Annotated in this window: 25 protein-coding genes and 1 tRNA gene; 20 read left to right on the forward strand and 6 right to left on the reverse strand. The window is 31.9% G+C overall.

Going from position 1 to position 23,120, the window contains the following annotated elements:
• Positions 1-81: 81 nt before the first annotated feature.
• Positions 82-156, reverse strand: a tRNA-Pro gene (locus tag Q1B05_RS15400).
• Between the two features lie 89 nt (positions 157-245).
• Here Q1B05_RS15400 and Q1B05_RS15405 point away from each other — a divergent pair.
• The 12 genes from Q1B05_RS15405 (at position 246) to Q1B05_RS15460 (ending at position 11,564) form a co-directional block, all read left to right on the forward strand.
• On the forward strand, positions 246-1,352 hold the full coding sequence (locus Q1B05_RS15405; RefSeq protein ID WP_299781851.1) for a PQQ-dependent sugar dehydrogenase: 1,107 nt from the start codon (positions 246-248) through the stop codon (positions 1,350-1,352).
• A gap of 33 nt (positions 1,353-1,385) precedes the next feature.
• Positions 1,386-1,994, forward strand: coding sequence for a uridine kinase (gene udk, locus Q1B05_RS15410; RefSeq protein ID WP_159024103.1), 609 nt, complete (start codon positions 1,386-1,388; stop codon positions 1,992-1,994).
• Positions 1,991-2,320, forward strand: coding sequence for a septum formation initiator (locus Q1B05_RS15415; RefSeq protein ID WP_299781852.1), 330 nt, complete (start codon positions 1,991-1,993; stop codon positions 2,318-2,320). Before udk ends, Q1B05_RS15415 begins: the two co-directional genes overlap by 4 nt.
• Positions 2,313-3,689 carry a methylmalonyl-CoA mutase subunit beta gene (locus Q1B05_RS15420; protein ID WP_299781853.1) on the forward strand — a complete coding sequence of 459 codons (1,377 nt, stop codon included), beginning with the start codon at positions 2,313-2,315 and terminating at the stop codon, positions 3,687-3,689. Before Q1B05_RS15415 ends, Q1B05_RS15420 begins: the two co-directional genes overlap by 8 nt.
• A 17-nt stretch (positions 3,690-3,706) precedes the next feature.
• Complete coding sequence (locus tag Q1B05_RS15425; RefSeq protein WP_299781854.1) at positions 3,707-5,116, forward strand: methylmalonyl-CoA mutase family protein; 1,410 nt, start codon at positions 3,707-3,709, stop codon at positions 5,114-5,116.
• Positions 5,117-5,123: 7 nt separating this feature from the next.
• Positions 5,124-5,594, forward strand: coding sequence for a cobalamin-dependent protein (locus tag Q1B05_RS15430; protein WP_299781855.1), 471 nt, complete (start codon positions 5,124-5,126; stop codon positions 5,592-5,594).
• Positions 5,595-5,685: 91 nt separating this feature from the next.
• The gene (locus Q1B05_RS15435) at positions 5,686-6,111 is read left to right on the forward strand and encodes a hypothetical protein (protein WP_299781856.1); all 426 of its coding nucleotides are present in this window, start codon (positions 5,686-5,688) and stop codon (positions 6,109-6,111) included.
• Between the two features lie 228 nt (positions 6,112-6,339).
• A complete protein-coding gene (locus Q1B05_RS15440; RefSeq protein WP_299781857.1) occupies positions 6,340-6,774 on the forward strand; it encodes an Rrf2 family transcriptional regulator in 435 nt (144 codons plus the stop codon).
• 73 nt (positions 6,775-6,847) lie between these two features.
• A complete protein-coding gene (locus Q1B05_RS15445) occupies positions 6,848-9,097 on the forward strand; it encodes a nitric-oxide reductase large subunit (RefSeq protein WP_299781858.1) in 2,250 nt (749 codons plus the stop codon).
• Between the two features lie 13 nt (positions 9,098-9,110).
• On the forward strand, positions 9,111-9,833 hold the full coding sequence (ric, locus tag Q1B05_RS15450) for an iron-sulfur cluster repair di-iron protein (protein WP_299781859.1): 723 nt from the start codon (positions 9,111-9,113) through the stop codon (positions 9,831-9,833).
• Positions 9,834-9,907: 74 nt separating this feature from the next.
• On the forward strand, positions 9,908-11,131 hold the full coding sequence (locus Q1B05_RS15455; protein ID WP_299781860.1) for a hypothetical protein: 1,224 nt from the start codon (positions 9,908-9,910) through the stop codon (positions 11,129-11,131).
• Entirely contained in the window at positions 11,100-11,564 is a 465-nt protein-coding gene (locus Q1B05_RS15460) for a hemerythrin domain-containing protein (RefSeq protein WP_299781861.1), read from the forward strand. The genes Q1B05_RS15455 and Q1B05_RS15460 overlap by 32 nt, the downstream gene beginning before the upstream one ends.
• An 18-nt stretch (positions 11,565-11,582) precedes the next feature.
• Here the strand turns inward: Q1B05_RS15460 and Q1B05_RS15465 are convergent, their stop codons facing one another.
• Genes Q1B05_RS15465 through nirK form a run of 3 tightly spaced genes read right to left on the reverse strand, consistent with a single transcriptional unit; the run spans position 11,583 to position 14,469 of the window.
• Complete coding sequence (locus Q1B05_RS15465) at positions 11,583-12,194, reverse strand: SCO family protein (protein ID WP_299781862.1); 612 nt, start codon at positions 12,192-12,194, stop codon at positions 11,583-11,585.
• Positions 12,195-12,210: 16 nt separating this feature from the next.
• Positions 12,211-12,990, reverse strand: a complete 780-nt coding sequence (locus Q1B05_RS15470; RefSeq protein ID WP_299781863.1) for a formylglycine-generating enzyme family protein — start codon at positions 12,988-12,990, stop codon at positions 12,211-12,213.
• 9 nt (positions 12,991-12,999) lie between these two features.
• Positions 13,000-14,469, reverse strand: a complete 1,470-nt coding sequence (gene nirK, locus Q1B05_RS15475) for a copper-containing nitrite reductase (RefSeq protein WP_299781864.1) — start codon at positions 14,467-14,469, stop codon at positions 13,000-13,002.
• Between the two features lie 348 nt (positions 14,470-14,817).
• On the opposite strand from nirK, the gene Q1B05_RS15480 reads away from it, so the two are divergent.
• The 8 genes from Q1B05_RS15480 (at position 14,818) to Q1B05_RS15515 (ending at position 21,218) form a co-directional block, all read left to right on the forward strand.
• Positions 14,818-15,252 carry an Rrf2 family transcriptional regulator gene (locus Q1B05_RS15480; protein WP_299781865.1) on the forward strand — a complete coding sequence of 145 codons (435 nt, stop codon included), beginning with the start codon at positions 14,818-14,820 and terminating at the stop codon, positions 15,250-15,252.
• Between the two features lie 293 nt (positions 15,253-15,545).
• Positions 15,546-16,310, forward strand: coding sequence for an AAA family ATPase (locus Q1B05_RS15485; protein ID WP_159024114.1), 765 nt, complete (start codon positions 15,546-15,548; stop codon positions 16,308-16,310).
• A gap of 9 nt (positions 16,311-16,319) precedes the next feature.
• Complete coding sequence (locus Q1B05_RS15490) at positions 16,320-17,234, forward strand: ParB/RepB/Spo0J family partition protein (RefSeq protein WP_299781866.1); 915 nt, start codon at positions 16,320-16,322, stop codon at positions 17,232-17,234.
• Complete coding sequence (locus Q1B05_RS15495) at positions 17,224-17,883, forward strand: DUF5683 domain-containing protein (RefSeq protein ID WP_299781867.1); 660 nt, start codon at positions 17,224-17,226, stop codon at positions 17,881-17,883. The genes Q1B05_RS15490 and Q1B05_RS15495 overlap by 11 nt, the downstream gene beginning before the upstream one ends.
• Before the next feature lie 3 nt (positions 17,884-17,886).
• Positions 17,887-18,591 carry a 4-hydroxy-tetrahydrodipicolinate reductase gene (gene dapB, locus Q1B05_RS15500; RefSeq protein WP_299781868.1) on the forward strand — a complete coding sequence of 235 codons (705 nt, stop codon included), beginning with the start codon at positions 17,887-17,889 and terminating at the stop codon, positions 18,589-18,591.
• Between the two features lie 97 nt (positions 18,592-18,688).
• On the forward strand, positions 18,689-20,272 hold the full coding sequence (gene lepB, locus Q1B05_RS15505) for a signal peptidase I (protein WP_299781869.1): 1,584 nt from the start codon (positions 18,689-18,691) through the stop codon (positions 20,270-20,272).
• Between the two features lie 11 nt (positions 20,273-20,283).
• Positions 20,284-20,910, forward strand: coding sequence for a WbqC family protein (locus tag Q1B05_RS15510; protein ID WP_299781870.1), 627 nt, complete (start codon positions 20,284-20,286; stop codon positions 20,908-20,910).
• Positions 20,910-21,218 carry a DUF6122 family protein gene (locus Q1B05_RS15515; protein ID WP_299781871.1) on the forward strand — a complete coding sequence of 103 codons (309 nt, stop codon included), beginning with the start codon at positions 20,910-20,912 and terminating at the stop codon, positions 21,216-21,218. Before Q1B05_RS15510 ends, Q1B05_RS15515 begins: the two co-directional genes overlap by 1 nt.
• Here Q1B05_RS15515 and Q1B05_RS15520 read toward each other — a convergent pair.
• Together Q1B05_RS15520 and Q1B05_RS15525 are read right to left on the reverse strand one after the other, a co-directional pair.
• Complete coding sequence (locus tag Q1B05_RS15520) at positions 21,210-22,238, reverse strand: endonuclease/exonuclease/phosphatase family protein (RefSeq protein ID WP_299781872.1); 1,029 nt, start codon at positions 22,236-22,238, stop codon at positions 21,210-21,212. The two genes, Q1B05_RS15515 and Q1B05_RS15520, sit on opposite strands and share 9 nt — an antisense overlap.
• Before the next feature lie 2 nt (positions 22,239-22,240).
• Complete coding sequence (locus Q1B05_RS15525; RefSeq protein WP_299781873.1) at positions 22,241-23,119, reverse strand: rhomboid family intramembrane serine protease; 879 nt, start codon at positions 23,117-23,119, stop codon at positions 22,241-22,243.
• Position 23,120: the final 1 nt, after the last annotated feature.

Raw genomic sequence — 23,120 nt, forward strand, 5'->3', positions numbered from 1 at the left:
AAAACAATTGAAACCAATAAATATTAAACCTCTAAAAATCATTAGTTTAATATTTATTTAGTTTACAATATGTCAAAATAGTCGGGGTGGCAGGATTCGAACCTGCGGCCTCCACGTCCCAAACGTGGCGCGATAACCGGGCTACGCTACACCCCGATGGTTATTGAGGGTGCAAATATACACCTTTTATTAAAAAACAAGTGCTTTTTTTATTAAATTGTAACTTTTATTTTAAAATAATTATTATGACCAACGTAAGACACTTATTATCAATTGTTTTATTTCTTCATTTTTTTGCTTGTGCACAAGAAAAAAAATCTAAAAATTCAGACTATTCTTACAAAAAAGTAGTATCAGACATTGATATTCCTTGGAGTTTTGTATTTCTTCCCGATCATTCTATGTTAATTACAGAGAAATCTGGAGAACTCATCCATTTTAAAAACGGTAAAAAAACAAGTATCTCAGGTCTACCTGATATTACAAGATTAGGTCAAGGTGGATTATTAGACATTGCTTTGCATCCTAATTACGAAGACAACAGATGGATTTATTTTACTTACGCGTCTTCCGAAGGCGAGGGTTCCGGTGCAAATACGGCCTTAATGCGTGCTAAAATAAAAAATAACACCTTAACCAATAAAGAACTCTTGTATAAAGCGACTCCAAATTATAGTAGTGGCGATCATTTTGGTTCTCGCATTCTTTTTGATGCAAACAACTATTTATATTTTAGTATTGGTGAACGCGGACAACGAGATAAAAATCCGCAAGACATTACTCGAGATGGCGGGAAAATTTATAGATTACATGACGATGGTTCCATCCCAACAGATAATCCTTTTGTAAATACTCCTAATGCTAAAAAGGCTATTTACTCTTACGGACATAGAAATCCGCAAGGCATGATTTTAAATCCTAAAACAAACAAAATTTGGATTCATGAACATGGACCAAAAGGTGGCGATGAGATAAATATTATATCTGCTGGAAAAAATTATGGATGGCCACTTGTTACTTATGGTATAAATTACTGGGGAACATCTATTACAGACCATACTGAAATGGAAGGTATGGAATCGCCTATACACCACTGGACACCATCTATAGCACCTTCAGGTATGTGCTATGTAACCTCAGACAAATATTCTAACTGGCAAGATAATATATTAGTAGGCTCTTTAAAATTTCAGTTTTTAGATCGCTGTATCATAAAAAATAACACTGTAATTAAAGAAGAACGTTTACTAGAAAACATAGGGCGTGTAAGATCTATAGTTCAAGGGCCTGACGGATTTATTTATGTTGGAATTGAAAATGTTGGAATAGTTAAAATTATTCCGAAGAATTAGCCTTAAATTTGTCCATTCATAAAAATATAATCAATGCTAATAATAGGTCTTACAGGCGGTACAGGTTGTGGAAAAACAACTGTAGTTAATCAAATTTTAAATGAACTTCCAGAAGCAGAAGTTGGTATCATATCGCAAGATTCCTATTATAACGACACCTCTCACCTATCTTACGACGAACGTAAACTCATTAATTTTGACCACCCAAAATCTATAGATTTCGATTTACTTGTAAGCCATTTAAAACAACTTAAATCAGGACAACCTATAGAACAACCTGTGTATTCTTTTGTAAAACATAATAGAACTGGTGATACAATTTTAACACATCCCAGAAAGGTGATGATTGTTGAAGGAATTTTAATCTTTACACATCCTGATATTCGTGAGTTATTCGATATAAAAATATTTGTTCATGCAGATAGTGACGAACGATTAATTCGAAGATTAAAACGAGATATTGCTGAACGTGGACGTGATTTAGACGAAGTTTTAAACCGTTATCAAACCACTTTAAAACCCATGCATCAACAATTTATAGAACCTATGAAAGAGTATGCAGACATTATAATACCAAACAATAAATTCAATACTGTAGCAATAGATATCGTGCGTACTATTATAAATGAAAAGTTAATATGAAATTGAATTTTTTCAATAATAAATATATAAAACCTTTTAAAAATCCTTTTGTCATTCCAGGGATTGGCTTTGCCGTATGGATGCTTTTCTTTGATAGTAATTCCTTTTTAATTCATAATGAATTAAACAACGACATAGACGACCTTAATAACAAAAAAGAATATTATATTAATGAAATTACTAAAGATCGTAAAGCTTATAAAAAATTAAATACTGAAGAAGGTATCGAGAAATTTGCGAGAGAAACCTATTATTTAAAACGTGAACAAGAAGATATTTATATTATTGAATATGAAGATAGTTTAAAAACGGAAATCAATGAATAACACCAATTTGTTTGAAGCATTTAATTCTGTATCGGCAAAAGCGTGGAAACAAAAAATTCAATACGATTTAAATGGCGCCGACTACAATAACACCCTTATTTGGCAAACTCTTGAGGATATTAATGTTAAACCTTTTTATAATAAAGAGGACTTAAAAAAGGGGGGATTAAACTTTAAATCTGGAACAAATCCGTTTAAAATTACTCAAACAATTTATGTTAATTCTGAAGATAAGTCAAATACTTTAGCACAAAACGCATTGCAAAATGGCGCAGAGTCTTTACTCTTTATTATTGCAACAGCACACTGCGATTTAAATAAATTACTTCAAAACATAGATCTATTAAACGTTTCCATACACTTTGATTTGCAATTCTGTAATTCAAATTTTATAGAAAAACTTAATGCTATTGCTTTAAAAAATGAAGCGTCCTTTTATATTAATTTTGATATTATTGGTCACCTAACAGAAGATGGAAATTGGTACTCGACACTTCAAGCAGATCATAAAACTGTAGAAACTGTTTTAAAAAATTGTATTCATTTAAAAAGTAGTATAAGTGTTAACCTTGTTGGATATCAGAATGCAGGAGCAACCATAACACAACAACTGGCTTATGCTTTAGCACATGCTAACGAATATTTAAATCGGTTTTTTAATCAATTTCATACAAAAATCACCTTTAAAGTTGCGTTAGGTTCTAATTACTTTTTCGAAATCGCTAAACTCCGTGCTTTACGTATGTTATGGCATACTTTAGCGACCGAATATAATATTAATACCCAATGCCATATTATTGCAATTCCAACAAAACGGAACAAATCTATTTACAATAATAAAACAAATATGTTACGGACAACTACCGAATATATGAGTGCTATTTTGGGTGGTGCAGACAGTATTTGTAATGTCGCTCACGATGCTGTTTTTCGTAAAAATCATATTTCGGCAGAGCATATGTCTAGAAATCAGTTACAGATTTTAAAAAAAGAACATGTTTTTGAAACCGCTACAAACCCTACAGACGGATCGTACTATATAGAATATATAACGCAACAGTTAGCAGAAAAAGCACTTATCATTTTTAAAGATATTGAAGCACAAGGCGGATTTTTAAAATTATTAAAAGCGGGTTTAATTCAGAAAAAAATAAAAGAAAGCGCACAAAAAGAACAAGAATTATTTGATAGAGGAGTATTAACTGTAATTGGAGCAAATTTACATTGTGATACAGAAATCTTAATTAAAGACAAATTGGAATTGTATCCGTTTGTAAAACAAAATCCAAGGAAAACATTATTAGAACCTATTATTTCAAGACGTTTAGCAGAAAACAGAGAACAAAACAGGTTGAAATCTGAACATTAGTATATTAAAAATAGAAGATGAGTAGAAAAAATCTACAACATATTACTTTAAAATTTACAGAAGCACCAGCACTAGACAATCAAAATAAAGTTGGATGTGCTTCTGGAGATATTACTGTAGAATCAACCTATACAGAAACAGATCTTGAAGATGTACATCATTTAGATTTTGCTGCTGGGATACCGCCATATTTACGCGGAATCTCATCGACCATGTATGTTACATCACCTTGGGATATGTGTCAATATTCACCATTAAACTCTATTGAAACATTTAATAGTTTTTTAAAATATCAATTTGAAGTTGGACAGCGTGAATTTTTAATAAATTGCTCTACTAAAAACAAATTTATACCAGAAACTTTAGAAGATTTTAAAGCCATATTTAAAGATATTCCGCTACAAGATATTAGTGTGTTTTTTAATACAAACGAATATTTATTACCCCTTTTAGCGTGCTATACCACAACTGCAGAGTCTCATGGCTTAGAATCTAAAAAATTAAAAGGAGGATTTATTATTGATGTCTTCTCAGACTTAAAGACTCTGAAAACAACTAAAAATTCTCGTTTAGATGCTTTAATTTTTTCAAACACATATTTACCGTATTTTAATCGTATTTCTATATCTGCTGTCTCATTACAATCTCAGGTTATTACACCTGAAATTGAATTGGCTTTAATGCTAATTAGCGGAAATAATCAAATCCAAAAAGCCATGGATTCTGGATTAAAAATAGACGATATTGCGCCTCGTATATCTTTTACGTTTTCAATTGGACTGCATCATTTTTCAGAAATAGCAAAACTGCGTGCAGTTAGATTATTATGGGCTAAAATTGTAAAATCGTATCATCCTAAAAACGACAGATCGCTAGCCTTACACATCCATAGTCACACATATACGAACCAATCATCAGATCACGACATTAGTCATTCTGTAACAAAATCGACAATAGCAGCCGCTTCAGCAATTTTTGGAGGTAGCCAAAGCCTAGATACTTATTCTAATAAAAATTCTACTCCAGAGTTAAAACAATTAAATAATCATACGCAATGGTATTTAAGAGAAGAAACACAAATTACAAAAACCATCGATCCTTGGGGAGGTAGTTTTTATGTAGAAAAACGAACTCACGACATTGCACAACAGGCATGGTCTATTTTTAAAGATTACAAAACGTCTGGTAAACTTCCAGAGCGCCTTATCACTGAATTATCGCAGTATGAATTAGATTTTTCTAAGACTGAAACATCAGTACAAAATTCAAATATTAGTACAATTAACCGGGATGAATCAGCCGTTAAGCATGCACTCTTAAAACTTACAGATGCACGACATTCTCTTGACGAAAATGTATTAACTTTAGCTATTAATGCCTTTAAAAATCAAGCTACATACTCAGAAATCTACAAGGCAATAAACTAATTTTGCTATGCAACATACTAAGACACCTTCTTTTTTAACTGCCAAAACACACGCCGATAAATTCGCTTCTCAGGAAGGACGACGTCCACGTTTATTACTTTCAAAAGTAGACACCTTAAACGAGACATCTAATGAAAAACGTATCGCATCAGCTTATGCTGATATAGGTTTTGATGTCGACTTAAGCCCTTTATTTCAAAACGCCAAAGATATCGCTAAACAAGCCATAGAAAACGATGTTCATGCCATTCATTTAAATGCTTTAAGTCCTAACGCTATACCAATGGTTGCAGAAGTTATTGAAGCACTTAAAACATATGATCGCGACGATATTCTGATTGTTATAGACGGAAATCATTTATCTGAAACAGATCATAAAATATTGTATAATCTTGGTGTTCATATTATATTGAAACCAAACACCACAACAGATATTGCAGCGATTAAAATTTTAAACATTTTAAATGAAGTAAGTTAACTTCATCAGACACTATATCCATCAATTAAATTTTCATTAGGATCAACCTTAATCTTTTATAAACCTTACTTTTTATTCAAAAGATTGAAACATGAACAAAAAAACCTTTAAATCATCCAAAACACAACATATTTTTAGAATCATTTTAGGTTCATTAATGATTTTAGCAGCTATAGGTCATCTTACATTTCAGCGAGAAGAATTTCAAGCACAAGTTCCTAATTGGATCCCCTTGGGAAAAGATCTGGTTGTAGTTTTATCTGGTATCGTTGAACTTTGCTTTGGGCTTTCTATGATATTTTGGAAACAACAAAAAATTAATATAGGTATCGCTTTAGCCATATTTTATATTTTAATTTTTCCAGGAAATATTGCGCAATATATAAATGCTACCGATGCATTTGGTTTAAATACAGATACAAAAAGATTAATCCGATTGTTTTTTCAACCTGTATTAATTTTTTGGGCATTATGGGCTACAACTGCTTTAAAATATATTAACCATAAACTTCAATAAAAACTTAAGATCACAGTAAGTCAATTTTTAATATACCTACATTACTCTTAAAAATAAGTTGTAATGTTTCACCTTATATCCTTCATATTTATTTATATTTAAACACATTATCTGTTTTTTTATAAGCAGATAACCCACATATTAATCTACAATATATAACCATATTTTAATTCGGATAAATTTGTCTGAATTGAAATTTGTATCTATATTTGCCTAAAAATATAATATATGTTTTCAAAAGCTTGTGAATACGGCATCAAAGCTTCTATTTTTATAGCCTTAAATTCTTTAGAACACAGACGTGTGGGACCAAAAGAAATATCTAAAGAGATTAATTCTCCAGAAGCTTTTACTGCAAAAATTTTACAAGCCTTAGTAAGAAACAATATTATTAATTCTATTAAAGGCGCACACGGTGGTTTTGAAATAGATAAAAAAGATATTAAAACCATTATGTTAGCAGATATTGTTAATGCTATTGATGGAGACAATATTTATAAAGGTTGTGGCTTAGGATTACAACAATGTAATGCAGACAAGCCTTGCCCTATGCATGAAAAATTTAAATTGGTGAGAGCCGAATTGAAAAATTTGTTAGAATCTACAGATTTAGAATCTTTAGCATTAGACATAAAATTAGGAGAATCCTTTTTAAAAAATTAAAAAAAATTTACCAACAAAGAGGACAATTTTGTCCGAATTAAAATCAAATTAATGAACTAACTATTTTTTAATCATGAACAAAGAAAAAAAACTATGGATCATATTTGCTGCAGTTGTAGTGATTTCATTTAGTGTTTTAGGCTATTACGGCTTCGAAATTTATCAACAATCGCCACCAGTACCTAAAGCAATTGTGTCCACCAACGGTGAAACCATTTTTACAGAAAACGATATTCAAGACGGACAAAATATTTGGCAAAGTATTGGTGGCCAAGAACTCGGTTCTGTTTGGGGTCACGGTGCATATGTTGCACCCGATTGGACAGCAGATTGGCTTCACAGAGAAGCTGTATATATCTTAGATTTATATGCTCAGAACGATTTTAATACACCCTATGATAAGCTCACAGATGAACAACAGGCTAGCCTAAAAGTACGTCTTCAAAATGATGTTAGAAAAAACACTTACAATAAAGAAACTAACACCATTACTATTAGCGAAAACCGTGTAAAAGCCATTAATCATTTAAGTGAATACTATCATGGACTATTTACTAACGATCCGTCTTTTGATAAACTTAGAGCAGATTATGCTATCCCAAAAAACACTATAAAAGATAAAGCTAAAATGCATAAAATGAATGCATTTTTTTTCTGGGCAACTTGGGCAACTGTAACCGAAAGACCAAATAGTAAAGTAAGTTATACACATAACTGGCCTGCAGACGAATTGGTTGGAAACGGTCCTACTATGGATTTAATGGTGTGGTCTGGAGTAAGTATTATTTTACTTATTTTATGTATTGGTGTGCTTGTATTTTACCATGTTAAATCTGGAGAAGACGAAGAAACTCCACTACCTGCAGAAGATCCGCTCTTAAAGCAAGGCATGACGCCAAGTATGTATTTAATAAAAAAATACTTTTGGGTAGTCACTTTACTTATGGTATTACAAATGTTATTAGGTATAGTAACAGCACATTATGGTGTAGAAGGTGATGGATTTTATGGCTTTGCTTTAGATCAGATTTTACCGTACTCAGTAACTAGAACTTGGCATACACAACTGGCTATATTTTGGATTGCTACAGCGTGGTTAGCTACAGGACTATATATCGCTCCAGCAGTATCTGGTAAAGATCCAAAATTTCAAAAATTTGGAGTCAACTTCTTATTCATTGCACTTTTAATTATTGTATTAGGATCTATGATTGGACAATGGTTTGGAGTAATGCAAAAACTAAACCTAGTTAATAATTTCTGGTTTGGACATCAAGGTTACGAATATGTAGACTTAGGACGTTTCTGGCAAATATTCTTATTTGTTGGTCTTGTACTTTGGTTAGCTTTAATGGTAAGACCTTTATTACCGGTATTAAAACGTAAAACCGAAGAAAAGAACTTAATTATTATGTTCTTAATATCATGTACAGCGATCGCATTATTTTATGCTTCTGGATTAATGTGGGGACAACATACCAATTTGGCCATTGCAGAATATTGGAGATGGTGGGTTGTTCACTTATGGGTAGAAGGTTTCTTCGAAGTTTTTGCTACAGTTGTTATCGCATTCCTTTTTGTTAGATTAGGCTTATTAAAAACCAAAACAGCCACTTTAAATGTACTTTTAGCTACCATTATATTTATGTCTGGAGGTATTTTAGGAACCTTCCATCACTTATATTTCTCTGGAACACCAAAAGCAATTATGGCCTTAGGCGCTACATTTAGTGCTCTAGAAGTTGTGCCTTTAACTTTGATTGGGTATGAAGCTTATCACAACTATAAATTATCGAAAGCAACCAAATGGATTGCAGATTACAAGTGGCCTATTTACTTTATGATAGCCGTAGCATTCTGGAATTTCTTAGGTGCAGGAATCTTCGGATTTATTATAAATCCACCAATTGCTTTATATTATGTACAAGGTTTAAACACCACACCTTTACACGCACACACTGCTTTATTTGGAGTATACGGAATGTTAGGAATTGGATTAATGTTATTTGTACTAAGAAGCTTATACCGTAATGTACAATGGAACAATAAACTATTAAAAATATCTTTCTGGTCGTTAAACTTTGGTTTATTAGGAATGGCATTAATAAGCCTACTTCCTATGGGAATTTGGCAGGCTATTGAAAGTATAGAACACGGCATGTGGTACGCTCGTTCTTCAGAATTAATGCAAAACCCAAACATGATAACACTAAAATGGTTACGCACTATTGGCGATGTTATTTTCGCTGTCGGAATTGTAACAATCTGTTGGTTTGTATTCGACTTAACATTAAAAAATAAAACACAAAAAAACAACAATTAAAACATATAACACTATGGAAGCTATAACACAAAAACACGTAGGTGCATTTGTTGCAGAAGACTTTAGAACTGCAGCTGTATTTACTAAATATGGTATTGACTTTTGCTGTAGAGGAAATCGTTCTTTACAAGACGTTTGTGAAAAAAACGGAATTATAACAAGTGAATTGGTTGATAGTTTAGAACATGTATTAAACTCTAAAACCGATCAATCTATAGATTATAAATCTTGGCCTTTAGATTTATTAATTGATTATATTGAAAAAAAACATCATAGATATGTAGAAGAAAAATCTCCTATAATCAAACAATTTTTAGATAAACTATGTAAAGTTCATGGTGAAAGACACCCTGAATTATTTGAAATTAATGAATTATTTACGGCATCTGCTGGCGAATTGGCTCAACATTTAAAGAAAGAAGAACTCGTTTTATTCCCTTTTATAAAAAAATTATTAAAGGCAAAGGCAACCAATACACCTTTAGAAGCCCCAGGCTTTGGTACTGTAAAAAATCCAATTGCAATGATGATGCAGGAACACGATAATGAAGGTGTACGTTTCAGACAAATTGCAGACATATCAAATAATTACACCCCACCTGCAGATGCTTGTAATACTTACAAGGTAACCTTTGCAATGCTAGAAGAATTTGAACAAGATTTACATCTTCACATTCACTTAGAAAATAACATTTTATTTCCTGAGGCAGAAGTTTTAGAAAGCCAGTTTAGTTAATAAAAGTAATTAATGTCTTAAATTCCGGGTGTATAATTAATATATACCCCGGAATTTTTTAGTTTATACCGTTCATGACACTTAAGCCCCTTTTTCTTGTTTGCCTATTAAATTTTCTAATTGCAGCAGCAATGGGACTTGCCATGCGTTTTATTTATATTTATCCGCTTGATCTTAATTATCGTTTTTTAACACATGCACATTCACATACCGCTATGTTAGGCTGGGTGTATTTAATGCTTTTTACACTTATAACATATCATTTTGTACCAAACCCGAAAGCTATTTTTACCAAGCTATTTTGGATAACAGAATTTGCAGTGTTAGGTATGCTGCTTAGTTTCCCGTTTCAAGGTTATGCAGCTGTATCTATAACGTTTTCTACTTTACACATTTTTTGTAGTTATTATTTTGTCTATTTAATTTTTAAATACGCTAAAGTTGAAAATAATTTAACAAGAATAGTATTAAAAACAGCCTTAGTTTTTATGTTAGTTTCTACAATTGGAGTTTGGTGTTTAGGTCCTGCAGTTGGAATTTTAGGACAAGCTTCAGCCTTTTATCAAATTGCCATTCAATTCTTTTTACACTTTCAATTTAATGGTTGGTTTTTAATTGGATTACTCGCTTTATTATTTAACCAATTTCAAATTAAAGACAATCAGAACTCTAAACGTTTTTATATACTACTAGTTATCTCAACGATTTGCACTCTCGCATTACCCGTAAGTTGGTATGCCCCACACCCTATCTTAAATATTATAAATGGTATAGGTGTATTATGCCAATTGGGTGCTTTATATTATTTTTTTAAATTAGTAAAACCCAAATTTTCAACACTCACCTATCAAAATTCTAAACTTTTAAAATACTTATATGCATTTTCATTAAGTTCTTTTGTTTTCAAAATAGCGCTACAAAGTAGTTCTTTTATACCAGCTGTGGCATTAATGGCTAAACAACAGCATAATTTTGTTATTGGGTTTATTCATTTAACAATGCTTGGCGTAGTTTCTGGATTTCTATTTGTCTTTTTAATTCAGACCAAAATAACGTACCAGAACAAATATTTTACTTGGGGTATTTACAGTTTTATCTTCGGCTTTTTAGTTACAGAAGGCATCTTATTCTTACAAGGAATATTATTCACCTTTGAGATTGGCGTAATGCCAAAATATTACCTTTTATTATTTATACTCAGTACGTTTTTAGTATTAGGGATACTCCTTATTATTATGAGTATATTACATACAAATACAAACTATAATGACAAACAAAAAACCATTAAAACGACATAAAGCTTTACAGCCCTTAAGTAGAGAGCATCATCAAGGCTTACTATTATCTTGGAAAATAAGAACAGGATTAAAAAAAGGAATAGAACTTGAACGTATAAAAACCTACGCCAATTGGTTTGACAAAGCGCATTTAGCACCTCATTTTAATATGGAAGAAGTCTATATTTTTTCGATTTTAAATGAAGATCATACGTTGCGCCAACAAGCGATTGAAGAACATAAACGTTTAGGAGCATTATTTGCTGATCACTCTAATTTGGAAGATAATTTAACAGATATCGCCGATACTTTAGAGCAACATATTCGTTTTGAAGAACGTATTTTATTTCCAGAAATTCAAAAAATTGCGACCGAAACGCAGATGAAATACATAGAAGAGATTCATTACGAAACAGATTTTGAATACAATCTTACAGATGAATTCTGGAAATAATTCACGTTATAAATACCACTACATTTCGTTTACAGCTTTTTCAATATTTTCAATAGTAGCATCGGAGTTTACCCCTAAACCTTCTTGTTGGAAAACCAATTCTCCTGCATCGTTAAACACACTAATAATGTTGGAGTGAGAAAAATCCATTGGAGAAATCTCTTTATATTTCACAGCTAAAACTGCAGCGAATTCTCTGGTATTTTGTTCTGAAGATCTTAAAAAAGTCCAAGGCTCTTTGTCCATAAAGTTTTCTTTAGCAAACGCTTTTAAACGTTCTGGCGTATCTGTTTCAGGATCTATACTTACAAAAATCATGTTCACTTTACCTTTAGTCGATTCTGGTAATCGTTTTTCAATATTACGCATGTCTGCAACCAATCTAGGGCAAGCTGCTTTACAAGTTGTGTAAATCATGACCATAACTAATACATTTCCCTTTAAATCTTTAAGTTGAATATCCTTACCATTTTGATTGGTCCATGTTGAAGGTAAATTATAAATTGACATATCTGAAATCTCTTCAGATTGTTTTAATGTTTCAGTCGCTTCAGCAACTTGTTTTGTTTCTTGTTTACAAGACATTACCCCTAAACATAGCATACAAAATCCTAAAATATATGTTTTCATTTCTTTTCTTTTTTAATTATTCAAATGGCATATCTTGCACACATCGAAAGCCTAAGTTCTTAATATTATAACGTGCTGTAATACTTCCACGAAATGCATAGCGCATAAAGGCAGCATAATTCATTAAATCGGTAGCTCCTACAGCAGCACTTCCGCAGAATAGATTGGTATCTTTATCGACATCTTTTCGAGATTCTCCTGTAATTAATATGGAATTAAAATCTGAAGTCCATTCCCAAACCAAACCGTGTAAATCTTTTATTCCCCAAAAATTTTCCGGGTTCCGTCCTACTTCATACGTATTTGTTCGCGGTGCTTCGTACCAGGAAAGAATTTTCTCGTTATATGTTTTCTTTACCCGTGCATCTGCAAGTTCTTCATCTGCCATAGCAACATATTCCCATTCATCTACCGTTGGTAATCGTTTACCCTGACACTCACAATACTTACTTGCAGCAAACCAAGACACATACGTTATCGGACTTTTAAGATGTTCTGTACTGTTTAGAATTGTATCGTTTTTCCAATTTCTTAAATACATTTCATCTGCAAATAATCGTTTTACGTTTGACTTTTGCCATTTAGGATACTGCTTTACAAAATCTACGTATTGTTCATTTGTAACGGGTAGTTTGTCCATAAAAAAATCATTCACTGTAACTAAAACAGAGTCTCTACCATAAAGCGGAATATAACTTCCGCCTTGAATGTGTAACATATCTTTGCTTGTTTGTCCAAACACTATAGTTTGCAATAGAATCGCTATACCAAATAATATATATGTTTTTTTAAACATTGTTTTTAGTTATTTCTGGTTTCTAACTTTTTCAACCATTTCTGTGGTGACTACTTTTTTAGAATTTCCCCAACTGTTATAAACGTAAGTTAAAACGTTAGCAATTTCGCTAGGCGATAAACTTTGTCTTGTCATTACACTATTATACGTTTCGCCATTCACTGTTATCTCTCCTGTTAATCCATTAAGCACAACACCTATAGCTCTATTTACATCGGCATTTAAAAAATCTGAATTTGCTAAAGGAGGGAATGCACTTGGTATACCTTGACCTTCACTTTGGTGACACGCAAAACAGGTTTGCATATACGCTTGCTTACCGCGTTCTAATTGCTCTTCTAAGGATTGTAATGGGGCTTCTTCAACAACATTATCGCCTTCTGGCATGGTTTGAATTCCACCACCTTCTGGTAAATAAATATCGTCTCTTAGCTCTCCAGAATATATTTTTTTATCTTCTTCACCTTCAACTTTAAGCATGCCTAAGGCTCCTTTATTAAATGCTCTAAAGATAGAGTGATCTACCATAATAAATGTTCCAGGTACTTCCACTTTAAATTCAACAATTGCAGCACCTCCGGCAGGTATTAAGGTGGTTTGTACATTTGTATTTATAAGATCGCCTCCTTCTACATGAACTTTATCAAATATCTCTCCAATTACATGAAAAGATGAAACTAAGTTTGGTCCGCCATTCCCTACAAATAATCGTACAGTTTCTCCAACATTAGCAGTAATAGCATTATCGCCTGTAAGTGCACCAACTTTACCATTAAACACGACATAATCTGCTTTTTCATCTATCGCTTTTTGCATATCAAAAGCCTGCAAACCACGCTCTCCATGGGCACCTTTAGTATAAAAATCGCCTTGCATGAGGTAATATTCTTTATCTACTAAAGGAAGTCCGCCTTCCGGTTCTACTAAAATTAGTCCGTACATTCCATTTGCAATATGCATTCCTACAGGAGCAGTCGCACAGTGATACACAAATAATCCGGGATTTAAGACTTTAAAAGAAAACACTTTTTCATGACCAGGGGCTACAAAAGAAGATTCGGCACCTCCTCCAGGACCATTTACAGCATGCAAATCGATGTTATGTGGTAATTTATTATCTGGATGATTCTTTAAATGAAACTCTACTTCATCTCCGACACGTGTTCTTATAAAACTTCCTGGAACCGAACCTCCAAAAGTCCAATACACATAACTTACTCCATTAGTCATTTCACCTTCTTCCTCCAGAATTTCCATATCGACTATAAGTTTTTTAGCTTTTCGTCTACCCACTGGGGTTGGTACATGTGGTGGTGCGGTTAATTCTGCAAGCATTTCATGACTAACAGGAATATCTACGGCTTCTATCTGCTCTTTTTTGTCTTTGTTAGAACAAGTTGTTAAAGTTATAAAAGCGAATGCTATAAAGGCTTGCCTCCAATTAAAGCATGATGTTAAAAAGTATTGTTTAGTTTTCATACAATTAAGTTATTTATTTGTGGTTATTATAAAGCGGACAATTTTATCCGATTTATATATCAAATATATAGATATTACTTTTTTTTAAACATGATAATTATCAGGTTATTAAAAGCAGCCATAAGAATAATTAATTATTCACTAATTTTTTAAATATATAAGGAATAAAATCTAAAACTGATTTAAGTCATTTATAAACTCGAACCTAATACCTACCTTTAAAAAATAAACAAATAATTAACTATTAAACAAGTAGTTAAAAACATTAAAAAACATAAAATTTGAATTAATTAAAGATATTCGTGTCTTAATTTTTCTGTTTTTATATACTAAAAAACACTAAAAAATATGTTTTCAAAAGCATGTGAATACGGTATTAGAGCCACAATATTTATTGCAGTTAATTCTTTAGAAAATAGACGTGTGAGTCCTAAAGAAATTGCAAAAGAGATTAATTCTCCAGAAGCATTTACTGCTAAAATTTTACAAGCTTTAGCAAGAAATCATGTTGTGAACTCTATAAAAGGAGCACATGGTGGGTTTGAAATTGATATAGTAAATATAAAAAAAATAAAACTTTCGGATATTGTTGTAGCTATTGATGGTGATCAGATTTACGAAAGTTGCGGTATCGGATTACATGTTTGTAATGACGATAGTCCATGCCCTATGCATCAAAAATTTAAATCGATTCGAGCCGATTTGAAACACATGTTAGAATCTACAAATCTTGAAGAATTAGCTACAGATATAGAATTAGGAAAAGCGTTATTAAAACGCTAAATATCAAATATTAATACACAAATAAAGAATAATACATTTTGAATTTATATAACGGTCAATATTTCTTATAACCTAACCTTTAACACTCATATTTTAGCTTCCTTCTTGGATTAATAATGATGTAATAAATCTAGATTAAATTCATAATTCTTATTATAAATTCTTTCATTCGTGCTTACAGTAGTCTAACAACAGGCTCAGAAAAAGAAAATACACTTAACATTTGTTAACAAGTTACATTTTTAAAACTCATAAATAGTTGTATTTTTACACCTAATAAAATCAAATTATTAATGGGTAAGATCATTGCAATTGCAAATCAAAAAGGAGGCGTAGGAAAAACAACGACTTCTATTAATTTAGCAGCCTCTTTAGGGGTGCTTGAAAAGAAAGTATTGCTGATTGATGCCGATCCTCAAGCCAATGCCACTTCGGGATTAGGTATAGATGTTGAGACTGTTGAAATTGGAACTTACCAATTATTGGAACATACCAATACAGCAAAGGAAGCTATACTACAAACCGAAACTCCGAATTTAGACATCATTGCATCGCATATAGACTTAGTTGCTATTGAAATTGAACTTGTAGATAAGGACGATAGAGAATATATGCTAAAACGTGCTTTAGCAGAAGTTAAAGACGATTACGATTATATTATAATTGATTGTGCCCCATCTTTAGGCTTATTAACCCTTAATGCGTTAACAGCTTCAGATGCTGTAATTATCCCAATTCAATGCGAATATTTTGCTCTTGAAGGTTTAGGTAAATTATTAAATACTGTTAAAAGTGTTCAAAAAATACATAACCCTGAATTAGATATTGAAGGTTTATTGTTAACCATGTACGATTCACGTTTAAGACTTTCTAACCAAGTGGTAGAAGAAGTACAAAAACATTTTAATGATATGGTTTTTAAAACTATTATACAACGAAATGTACGTTTAAGTGAAGCACCAAGTTTTGGTGAAAGCATTATTAATTTTGATGCAAGTAGTAAAGGTGCCATTAACTATTTAAGTTTGGCTAAAGAAATAATAAACAAAAACTCCTAGATAAAGAATATGGCGAAGGCAGTAAGAAAACAAGCATTAGGAAGAGGATTATCTGCATTATTAAAAGACCCGACTAACGATATTAACTCGGTTCAAGACAAAAATGCTGATAAGGTTATAGGAAATATTGTAGAGTTAGAATTAAGTACTATTGAAATGAATCCATTTCAGCCACGTACTAATTTTAACGAAGAATCACTGCGTGAACTATCTTCATCTATAAAAGAACTTGGGGTTATTCAGCCCATTACAGTTAGAAAATTAGACTTTAATACCTATCAATTAGTTTCAGGAGAACGCCGTATGCGCGCTTCAGAATATTTAGGATTAAAAACCATTCCTGCTTACATTCGTATTGCAAACGACCAGGAGTCTTTAGAAATGGCTTTAGTTGAAAATATTCAACGTCAAGATTTAGACCCTATAGAAATTGCTTTATCGTACCAACGTTTAATTGATGAAATTAATCTAACACAAGAACAAATGAGTGAACGTGTTGGAAAAAAACGTTCTACAATTGCAAATTATTTACGCCTTTTAAAATTAGATCCAATCATTCAAACAGGAATGCGCGACGGATTTATTTCTATGGGACACGGTCGTGCAATTATTAATATTGAAGACCAAAGTGTTCAAATAGAAATTTACACACGTATCTTAAAACAAAAATTATCGGTTAGAGATACTGAAAGTTTAGTTAAAAATTATAATGAAAATAAATCTTTAGATGCTGCAAAACCTGCAGATAAAAAAGAACCAGAAACACCAAAATTTGTGACTAAAAGTATCGAAGATTTTTCTGATTATTTCGGACATAAAATCGATATAAAAATAGCTAAAAATGGAAAAGGAAAAATTACAATTCCTTTTCATTCTGAAGAAGACTTTAATCGTATAAAAAAACTTGTACAGAGTGCAAAGTAAATTTTTTATAACCACCCTACTCTCTTTTTTTTTCTGCTTAAATAGCCTTGCGCAAGAAGCCAGTAAAGAACAGTCTACAAACACTAAAAAAATTGTAGACACATTGGTTGTGGACAACACTAAGATTATAACCACATCTGAAGAAACAGTAGTTACAACAACAGATACATTAGCAATAAAACCTGAAAAAGAATCTAGGCTTACAGATCCCTTAGCACCTGCACGTGCAGCATTTTACTCTGCTATTCTTCCTGGTTTAGGACAAGCTTACAATAGAAAATACTGGAAAATTCCAATTGTATACGCTGCCATTGGTACAGGTATTTATTTTTATATAGATAACAACAATGCTTATAACAGCTATCGCGATGCTTACAAACGTAGATTAGCTGGTTTTACAGATGATGAATATTATGGTAGAATATCTGATGATGGTTTAATTAATGCGCAAGAACAATTGCGAGAAAACAAAGAATTATCTTTATTAATTACCCTAGGTTTATACGTCTTAAACATTGTTGATGCTAACGTAGATGCGCATCTATTACAATTTAATATTGACGATAATTTATCGCTCTCTCCCCATTTTAAATATAACGAGGTAGAACGCGCCACAAATCTAGGATTCTCCTTTAACTTTAAATTTTAAAACATGAAAATTGCATTACTTGGGTACGGTAAAATGGGTAAAACTATTGAACAAATAGCTCTTAAACGTGGCCATGACATAGTAATTAAAGCAAGTATTGAAAATCCAAATTACGATATCAAACAAGCAGATATTGCAATAGACTTTAGTATGCCTAGTGCTGCTGTAGGAAATATTTCTAACTGTTTTAATAATGGTGTTCCTGTTATTTCTGGAACTACAGGTTGGTTAGAAGATTACGATAAAATGACCACTTTATGTAAAGAGAAAAAAAGTGGTTTTATTTATGCCTCTAACTTTAGTTTAGGTGTAAATATCTTTTTTGAATTAAATAAAACACTGGCTAAAATGATGAGTAATTTAGACCAGTATAATATTAGTATGGAAGAAGTTCATCATACACAAAAATTAGATGAACCTAGTGGAACGGCTATTTCTTTAGCTAACGATATTATAGCTGAAAACAAAACCTACGAAAACTGGGCTTTAAATACTCCAGATACACATACAATTCCTATTGTAGCTAAACGTATTCCTGAAGTTCCAGGAACTCACATTGTAACTTACGAAAGTAGTGTAGATTCTATTACCATAGAACACAAAGCACATAACAGAGAAGGGTTTGCTTTAGGCGCCGTAATTGCTGCCGAGTGGTTAATGGGAAAAACAGGAGTGTTTAGCATGAAAGATGTGTTAAATATTGGTTAATACTATAAAAATCTGTTACATTACCCCCATTATCAATACTAATACAAATATTCAGATTAATTTTTGTCTTTAAGACAATTAGCAATACAAGTAGATTATGACTTTAACTCAATGGTTCATTTTTATTCTAATAATCCAATTCGTTCACGGATTAGGTACTTGGAAACTTTACGTAAAAGCAGGTAGACAAGCTTGGGAAGCATTTATTCCTGTTTATAATGCTGTAATTTTAATGAAAATAATAAATAGACCATGGTGGTGGACCATCCTTATCTTCTTACCTATTGTTAATTTAATTATGTTTCCTGTAATTTGGGTAGAAACAGCTAGAAGTTTTGGTAAAAATTCAACAACAGATACCATTCTTGCTATTCTTTCTCTTGGCTTTTACAACTATTACTTAAACTATGTCGCTACAGATTTAGAATATAAAAAAGACAGAAGTTTAGAACCTACAACAAGTGCAGGAGATTGGATTAGTTCTATTTTATTTGCTGTTGTTGCTGCAACTATAGTACACACCTATATTATTCAACCATTTACTATTCCAACGTCTTCTTTAGAAAAAACCTTACTAGTTGGCGATTTTCTGTTTGTAAGTAAGTTAAACTATGGGCCACGTTTGCCACAAACAACTTTAGCATTGCCAATGGTTCACGATTCTATACCAAAAACGAAATTAAAATCATATATCGCAGACGATAACTTAGAAACGAAAGAGCAATCCTTAAAAAACAAAACGCTTTTACCTTATTTAAGATTACCAGGGTTTCAAAAAATTAAACGTAATGATATTGTCGTTTTTAACTGGCCTGTAGATACTGTTACAGACTTTTTTAGTACACCAGATCGTAATCACTGGAAACCTGTAGATAAAAAATCAAATTACGTTAAACGTTGCGTGGGTCTTCCTGGAGATTCTCTAGAAGTAAGAAACGGATATGTATATATTAACGGTAAACAAAACCAATTACCAGAACGTGCTAGACTACAATTTAGTTATTTAGTTCAACCTAAAACACACCAATTCAATGCTAAAGAACTAGCAGATCGCTATGGTATTACAGACCGTTTTGGGATTATAAACGACAAAAACACCTATATGTTTATGTCTATTACAGACGAAGCTGTAGCACAATTTAAAAATCATCCAAACGTAGAAAGTATTACGCCTATTAAAGAAGAAAAAGGCGTTAGAGATTCTAGAATCTTCCCTCAAAATCCAAATTACAACTGGAATAACGATTTCTTCGGACCATTATATATTCCTCAAGCAGGTAAAACTATTGCTTTAAATGTAGATGTTTTACCACTTTACAAACGCGTTATTACCGAATACGAAGGTAATAAGTTACAAGTAAAAGGGAATCAAATATATGTGAATGGTACGGCTACAGATAGTTATACATTTAAACAAGATTACTATTGGATGATGGGAGATAACAGACACAACTCTCAAGATGCTAGAGCTTGGGGATTTGTACCTTTCGATCACGTAGTGGGTAAACCTGTATTTATTTGGATGAGTTGGGATCAATACGGGAAACCACGTTGGGACCGTTTCTTTACAACTGTTGGTGGAAGCGGAAAACCAGTATCTTACTTAATTCCATCGCTTATTATTATTGCAGGATTATTTGGTTTTAACACCTATAGAAAACGCAAAAAAGCAAATGCATAAAGCATACTTCTATGAGTTTAAATACCCTTTTACATCCTACTTATTTTCCAAACATTGCACATATGGCAGCCATTGCAAAGTCTAATGTGGTAACATTTGAAATGGATGATAATTTTGCAAAACAAACCTACAGAACACGAACCTATATTTATGCTGCTAACGGAAAATTACTACTTAATATTCCAGTAATTTATACACAAAAAAATCGTCAGAAATATCGCGATGTAAAGATTTCAAATACAGAAAATTGGCAAAGTGTACATTGGAAGTCCTTACTTTCTGCATACAAAACATCGCCATTTTTTGAATATTATGAAGATGATTTACGTCCGCTTTTTGAAACAGAAGCAGAGTATATTTTAGATTTTAATTTGAAATGTTTCGAGACGATTTCTGAATGCTTACAATTGGAAAAATCAATTCGTAAAACTGAAGAATTTAAACATGAAGTTGATAATACTTTAGATTTACGAAACTTAGTTAATCCGAAATCTGCTGTTAATTTTCAAAATAACAAATACACACAAGTCTTTGACAATAAACATGGGTTTATTAATAATTTAAGTGTTTTAGATTTATTATTTAACGAAGGTCCAAATGCTTTGGATTACTTAGAAAGTCAAGATTTTTCGCTGTAATGCTTCAGCCCTTTATACATTACGGCATTCATTTTTTAGGACCATTAATGGTTGCGCTTTGGTATTATAAACCACAGTGGAAATATGCTTACTTAATCATGATATGCGGGATGTTTATAGATCTAGATCATCTATTGGCCACCCCAATATTTAGCCCTGGACGATGTAGTATAAATTTTCATCCGCTTCACTCCTATTGGGCCATTGTACTATATATTCTACTTTTATTTCCAAAGAAAACACGCCTTTTAGCCTTAGGTTTAGTAATTCATATTATAGCAGACACGGTAGATTGTAGCTTAATGTAAAGACACATTAGTCATAATCGGATAATGGTCTGAATAAACATCATCATTAAAGGTTTTAAAATCCTTGATGGTAAAGGCGTCTTCTGTAAAAATAAAATCAATTCGAACAGGAAAAAATTTAAAATTAAAGGTCTTCCCAAACCCATTACCAGCTTCTTTAAAAGTATCGTTTAAATCACCTCTAATCATTCTATACACATAAGAATAAGCAGTATTATTTAAATCGCCAGTAATAATCATTTTATACTTACACGTTTTTTTATGGGCTAAGAATTGCTCTGTTTGATCTTGTTGCATGGCAAAAGAACGACCAATACTTTTAAGTAAACGCTCGGAATCTTGTTTTTTCAATTCCTCAACTTCTGTATTTATACGAAGGGACTGCAAATGAATATTATAAATACGAATGGTATCTTCTCCCTTAACAATATCTACAAATATGGCATTATTGGGCGTATTAGGGAACGTTACAGATCCTTTATTAACAATAGGGTATTGAGAATAAATAGCTTGACCAAACTGTTTTTTTTCGCCAGCTAATTGTATGTATTTATACCTATAAAATGAAAAATCTACACTTTTGTTATTGGGATGATATTCTTGTAAACTCAAAACATCTGGGTATTCATCTTTCACAAATTTAGAAATCTCTGCCCCTATATCTTCATTAAGAATCCAATTATAAATATTAAACAACCTTACATTGTAACTCATAATTGAAATATTGTCTGGACTTTTATCTTCTGTAGTTCTAGATATTTTATACAATGTTCCCATATAAAAATACCCGATCACTAAAACAAGAAAAGATAATACCATTTGCCGTTTCAGTTTCAATAACCAATATAATGAGAATAGCACATTAACTAGAATTAAAACGGGTACGGTAAGACTTAAAACCGATAAAAAAGTAAAATGTTTAGGAGAAAAAAATGGTAAAATGTAAGACAACAAAAGTAGCGTAGCCAAAACCAAATTGATGAAAAATATAAATTTATCAATAACGTTTAATTTACTCATACTTATTTTCCAGCTTTAAATAAAAATTCCTTCTCCTCCTTTGTTAAGCTATCGTAGCCACTTTTACTAATTTTATCAAGAATAATATCTATACGTTTTTGCTTATTAAAGGCATCAAACTCATCTTTTTTGAAACCTGCCATTTTTTTATTGGTGCGTTTATGAACCGTTTTAAGAGGCGATTTTCCAGATTTAGAAAACCAACCTACAACAGTATCTGCAACACCTTCAAACCCCTTACCTATGTCACGGCCTTGTTTGTATTGCATGGCATAAAAGAATCCTAAAGCTGCACCTCCTAAATGCGCAAGATTTCCGCCAGCATTAGTACCTGCTAAACCTAAAACATCTAAAGTTAAAATGGCAGCTCCAACCATCCATAACTTAATATTAAACATAAAGAACTTTAAATCCATTTGTGGCATGTAGGCACACATAAAAATTAATAATGCACGAACCGCCGCAGAAGCTCCTACCAATCGTCCGCCAGAACTAAACACATTAGGCAATAAATTATATCCTAATAAGAAAATTATAGCACCAGAAATAGCACCTAAAAAATAAATATTTATAGCTAATTTTTTACTGAACATATTTAAGAACCATTGTCCAATAAAATACAACCACAACATATTGAATAACAAATGTATAAAATCGTAATGCACAAATGCATAGGTAATAAACGACCAAGGAGTGACTAATAATTCTGATAAATTACTTGATAGTTCGAACCATTTTAAACTTGAATCGTAAGGTAAGGTAGAGGTTAGCGCTTGTAAAACAAACCCAACAAAAAAGACAATAACATTTACAGCTATTATCTTTTCTAACACATTTAAATGCGTTAATTTTTGTTTAATATCTTGATTAAGCGAGTTCATA

It is taken from the genome of uncultured Formosa sp. (assembly GCF_947500765.1).
In the GTDB taxonomy this organism is placed as follows: Bacteria; Bacteroidota; Bacteroidia; order Flavobacteriales; family Flavobacteriaceae; genus Formosa.

What these genes read in the sequence shown, in the direction of transcription:
- Q1B05_RS15405 (WP_299781851.1), top strand. Translation starts at nt 246, where the DNA reads ATGACCAACGTAAGACACTTATTATCAATTGTTTTATTTCTTCATTTT.
- udk (WP_159024103.1), top strand. Translation starts at nt 1,386, where the DNA reads ATGCTAATAATAGGTCTTACAGGCGGTACAGGTTGTGGAAAAACAACT.
- Q1B05_RS15415 (WP_299781852.1), top strand. Translation starts at nt 1,991, where the DNA reads ATGAAATTGAATTTTTTCAATAATAAATATATAAAACCTTTTAAAAAT.
- Q1B05_RS15420 (WP_299781853.1), top strand. Translation starts at nt 2,313, where the DNA reads ATGAATAACACCAATTTGTTTGAAGCATTTAATTCTGTATCGGCAAAA.
- Q1B05_RS15425 (WP_299781854.1), top strand. Translation starts at nt 3,707, where the DNA reads ATGAGTAGAAAAAATCTACAACATATTACTTTAAAATTTACAGAAGCA.
- Q1B05_RS15430 (WP_299781855.1), top strand. Translation starts at nt 5,124, where the DNA reads ATGCAACATACTAAGACACCTTCTTTTTTAACTGCCAAAACACACGCC.
- Q1B05_RS15435 (WP_299781856.1), top strand. Translation starts at nt 5,686, where the DNA reads ATGAACAAAAAAACCTTTAAATCATCCAAAACACAACATATTTTTAGA.
- Q1B05_RS15440 (WP_299781857.1), top strand. Translation starts at nt 6,340, where the DNA reads ATGTTTTCAAAAGCTTGTGAATACGGCATCAAAGCTTCTATTTTTATA.
- Q1B05_RS15445 (WP_299781858.1), top strand. Translation starts at nt 6,848, where the DNA reads ATGAACAAAGAAAAAAAACTATGGATCATATTTGCTGCAGTTGTAGTG.
- ric (WP_299781859.1), top strand. Translation starts at nt 9,111, where the DNA reads ATGGAAGCTATAACACAAAAACACGTAGGTGCATTTGTTGCAGAAGAC.
- Q1B05_RS15455 (WP_299781860.1), top strand. Translation starts at nt 9,908, where the DNA reads ATGACACTTAAGCCCCTTTTTCTTGTTTGCCTATTAAATTTTCTAATT.
- Q1B05_RS15460 (WP_299781861.1), top strand. Translation starts at nt 11,100, where the DNA reads ATGACAAACAAAAAACCATTAAAACGACATAAAGCTTTACAGCCCTTA.
- Q1B05_RS15465 (WP_299781862.1), bottom strand. Translation starts at nt 12,194, where the DNA reads ATGAAAACATATATTTTAGGATTTTGTATGCTATGTTTAGGGGTAATG.
- Q1B05_RS15470 (WP_299781863.1), bottom strand. Translation starts at nt 12,990, where the DNA reads ATGTTTAAAAAAACATATATATTATTTGGTATAGCGATTCTATTGCAA.
- nirK (WP_299781864.1), bottom strand. Translation starts at nt 14,469, where the DNA reads ATGAAAACTAAACAATACTTTTTAACATCATGCTTTAATTGGAGGCAA.
- Q1B05_RS15480 (WP_299781865.1), top strand. Translation starts at nt 14,818, where the DNA reads ATGTTTTCAAAAGCATGTGAATACGGTATTAGAGCCACAATATTTATT.
- Q1B05_RS15485 (WP_159024114.1), top strand. Translation starts at nt 15,546, where the DNA reads ATGGGTAAGATCATTGCAATTGCAAATCAAAAAGGAGGCGTAGGAAAA.
- Q1B05_RS15490 (WP_299781866.1), top strand. Translation starts at nt 16,320, where the DNA reads ATGGCGAAGGCAGTAAGAAAACAAGCATTAGGAAGAGGATTATCTGCA.
- dapB (WP_299781868.1), top strand. Translation starts at nt 17,887, where the DNA reads ATGAAAATTGCATTACTTGGGTACGGTAAAATGGGTAAAACTATTGAA.
- lepB (WP_299781869.1), top strand. Translation starts at nt 18,689, where the DNA reads ATGACTTTAACTCAATGGTTCATTTTTATTCTAATAATCCAATTCGTT.
- Q1B05_RS15510 (WP_299781870.1), top strand. Translation starts at nt 20,284, where the DNA reads ATGAGTTTAAATACCCTTTTACATCCTACTTATTTTCCAAACATTGCA.
- Q1B05_RS15515 (WP_299781871.1), top strand. Translation starts at nt 20,910, where the DNA reads ATGCTTCAGCCCTTTATACATTACGGCATTCATTTTTTAGGACCATTA.
- Q1B05_RS15520 (WP_299781872.1), bottom strand. Translation starts at nt 22,238, where the DNA reads ATGAGTAAATTAAACGTTATTGATAAATTTATATTTTTCATCAATTTG.
- Q1B05_RS15525 (WP_299781873.1), bottom strand. Translation starts at nt 23,119, where the DNA reads ATGAACTCGCTTAATCAAGATATTAAACAAAAATTAACGCATTTAAAT.